Below are 3,375 nucleotides of genomic sequence, written 5' to 3'. Positions count from 1 at the left end.
AGTCGTGTTTTTTGTAATAATTATCGTTATCAATATACGCAACATATAGCAGCAAATTACTTAGATAGCTTGGTTTGGACATCAAGAGGAATAATAGATTATAAGGAGACAGCTAAAACGTTACTCGCTAAGGAGCAATTATCTGACAATAACAAATATCATTTAGCGTGTGCATATTGTTTTGAAGACGACATAGCAATTATCATACCAAGGGTTGTTGATACTGTACTAGACTTATGGTGGTTTGATATACAAACAATGGTATATTTTTGGACTGCTCATCTAACAGGAATTTTACTAAATTAAACCAAAGTGTTCGTTATTATAATGCAAATGATAAAACTAATTATAGCATAAATGAGTGTGTATTTCGAGTATTAGCATGTGATAGAGTGGATGGCAAAAATCCAGTAGCAATAAAATATATGTTTAATAAGTTAAGTGATGAAGAGAAATCAAGACAGATAGTATCAGTAGTAAAAAAATAGTAATACTATATTCAGTGTTTTTTTCTATCACAAATGAATGCAGAACAACAACAAGAAGTATTTAAAGCTAATGCTGTCATATATTATATCCTTTTTAGATAATTGGTTATGGAAAGATTATTTTTTACCTACAATACATCACATATGGATATAAGTCTGGATTGGATTATCTTAGGGTATTAGAAGGTATTAAAGATAGCAGGTACAACATTATGAAGATGTTGAAAAATATAATCGATATAAGGCTATTTTAAAAGAATTATGGCGATCTGCTCCTAAACATTTAAAAGAATTTATTTTTGAATTTAAGATGGTTCTGGTAGGAATATTCTTGGGGTTGCTTTGCAAAAAAATATAGATGTAATCCAGTTAATGTTACCTGATATCAATGATATACAAAAAAAGACAATGATATTTTCATATCGCAGCATTGATAAATGTTGCTGGCTTATCATAAATGATCAATTAGACGTAGTTGAGATGTTCATGAGTAGTATTCTTGTGTTTGAGGAAGATATCAATATGTTTAAGCAGATGTTGGTTAAAGACAGAGGACGTGATATAGCTGTACATTTTATACAAAATCAGGAATGGAGTAAAGTAGAGCAATTTATGCAATGGGCTTTTAAATCTGAGAAAGAAATAAGAGAATTTAAGAAAAATTTAGCATATATTTTTATAGATATATTAGAAACTATTGTTGCCAGTAACAAAGCAGATTTTGAGGAATTAGAAAATCATTTTAAATGGTGTGCTTCAAATATTTCAATAATAGTTGATCAATTTAAAGCTGGAATTCCTAAATTATATTTTACTTTTGCACAAGTAATTTGTAAGTTAATAGAAGAAGGTAAATATCAATTGTTAGAGCAGATTTTAAATTGGTGTTTCTTAAATAGTCAGCCACAAATGGATCAGTTTAAACAGCACTTTTATCAGGATTATGACAATTATGAAGTAGTAAAATTAGTAGTAAATTTAGTAAAAAGAGACAACCAATTACAATCATTAGAGGAGTTTGCTCATTGGTGTTTTACTAATGAAAAAGAAATAAATAAATTTAAAGAATGGATATTACGTCCTACTAAAGAAACAGTAGGTGTATGCATAGAATTATTATGTAAAAATATGTTTAAATTAGCAGATGAGTTTGTTCATTGGTGTTGTAATGCGTTACAGATACAGGTATGTAACTTTAAAAAAGAATTAATGGTTTATGATCATATAGACTACCTTTTTGACGTACCATAATGATGGTAAAATATTGGGAGAAGTTATAAAATGGTTTAACCCACCTCAAGAAATAATTATTCAATGCAAAGAAAAATTTATAAATTTGGTGGTTTAAAGATATTCTTCCCATATTAGATAATTATGTTCAAAGGCAGGAAGATAATCTATGCCAGGATATAGAAAATGATATAAATAATGTTTTACAAGATTTGCTATCAAATTAGAAATCAATGCTAATATGATTAATAGCTATGATAATTTAACAGTAAACATACAGGCTGTTGAAGATACAAGTGTAATATTATAAATAACTAACAGGAGGTCAAAATAAAGCAGGAATTAGCGTATAATTTTCTATATGATACTGATAAGTTTATAGAACAATTTCAAAGAGTACTAGATAGAACTCCTCATGAGCGAGCGCCTAGTCACAGAAGCTTTTGGACTCATTTTTTTCTTGGTTCTAGCGTAACTATTCAAAATAGTGATATAGGTAATAATATAGAAGCTATTTGTTTTAGCATTGGTGCATCTGGTGATGCTAAAATTGTAAAACTAGCTTTTAAAGTTAAGATTGATAACAAAGAGAAAGTTATACTACGATCTATATCTATTAGTAAAGATGATACTATTAGTAAAGACGTAAGGTATTCAAAAAATGAACTTAAAACAATAGCATCCAAATTTTGGGGGCAGCAGGCCCAAAAGACTGCAGACACTACTATCAATTTATCAACTACTGACTCTAAAGTGCTACATGTAGATATCAAAGCTAGCAATATTAAACTAGAAGATAATCGTGAATTAGGGGATCACGTATTGAGTATAAATGCCGTTAAAGTTAAACCTTTACAACTAGGCAAAAATACAGAAGGTGAAGATAAGATATTAGATGATATATTATCTATAATGTCTAATTCAAAAACTGCTACAGCGAAGATTGTAGAAAGTTTTTTTTATCAGTTGAGAGAGGCATACCACAATAATAATAAGCAGAACGTGTTGCGAATGGTAGAAGCAGCATATCATGGTTTTACTTATGGAGCATTAATATTAAATTATCATGTAAAATATGGCGTAGATGCTTATGTTGAACAGAGTGCTGGTAGGGGATTTTTAGATTTGTATTTTCTGCTACGTAAAAATAATGGTAATGATGTACCGAATGCTGTCAAAATAATTGTTGAGTTTAAGGGAACACAGATAGGTGATAGCAACAGTATTATGTCTGTTACAGATGCAGTAAAGCAAATAGAAGAGAGAGCTTATGCATTTCAGTTTGTAGGAAGAACTGAATCTAAAAATGTAATAATAGTAGGAGCTGATTTTGGTGCTACGGGCGAAACAGTACAAGCAAAAATGCCAAAAACAATTGACTTACCAAAACAAAGTTTTATATCAAAGCTGATTGATGCAAGACAAGCAACATTAGACCATACTACAATAAAGCAAGCACTAAAAACAATATACGACTCAACACGTAGTGATGAATCGCTAGATAAGGTAATATTAGGGGATTTGTTATCAAGTAATGTAGTAGAGAAAAATGTATTTACTATTAAGGATTTTCCTAACGGTCAGCGTGTGAGCATGTTTGTATTCAAGAATCAATATCAAAAAGCAGTAATATTAACTTGTATCGAACAAGAAAATT

General features: G+C 29.7%; 3 protein-coding genes. All 3 read left to right on the top strand.

Annotated elements, in window-relative coordinates:
* The coding region (locus tag RAT170B_RS10730) for a hypothetical protein (RefSeq protein WP_186786314.1) at window positions 1–306 on the top strand (306 nt) is incomplete at its 5' end.
* Between the two features lie 524 nt (window positions 307–830).
* A complete protein-coding gene (locus RAT170B_RS07665) occupies window positions 831–1,739 on the top strand; it encodes a hypothetical protein (protein WP_146620389.1) in 909 nt (302 codons plus the stop codon).
* A gap of 732 nt (window positions 1,740–2,471) precedes the next feature.
* Window positions 2,472–3,375 (top strand): PD-(D/E)XK nuclease domain-containing protein (locus tag RAT170B_RS07655; protein ID WP_045806079.1); only part of this gene is annotated, 904 nt, incomplete at its 3' end.

Origin of the sequence: Rickettsia argasii T170-B (assembly GCF_000965185.1) — a bacterium.
Lineage (GTDB): Bacteria > Pseudomonadota > Alphaproteobacteria > Rickettsiales > Rickettsiaceae > Rickettsia > Rickettsia rickettsii.
This window is presented reverse-complemented; position numbering and strand designations above follow the sequence as displayed.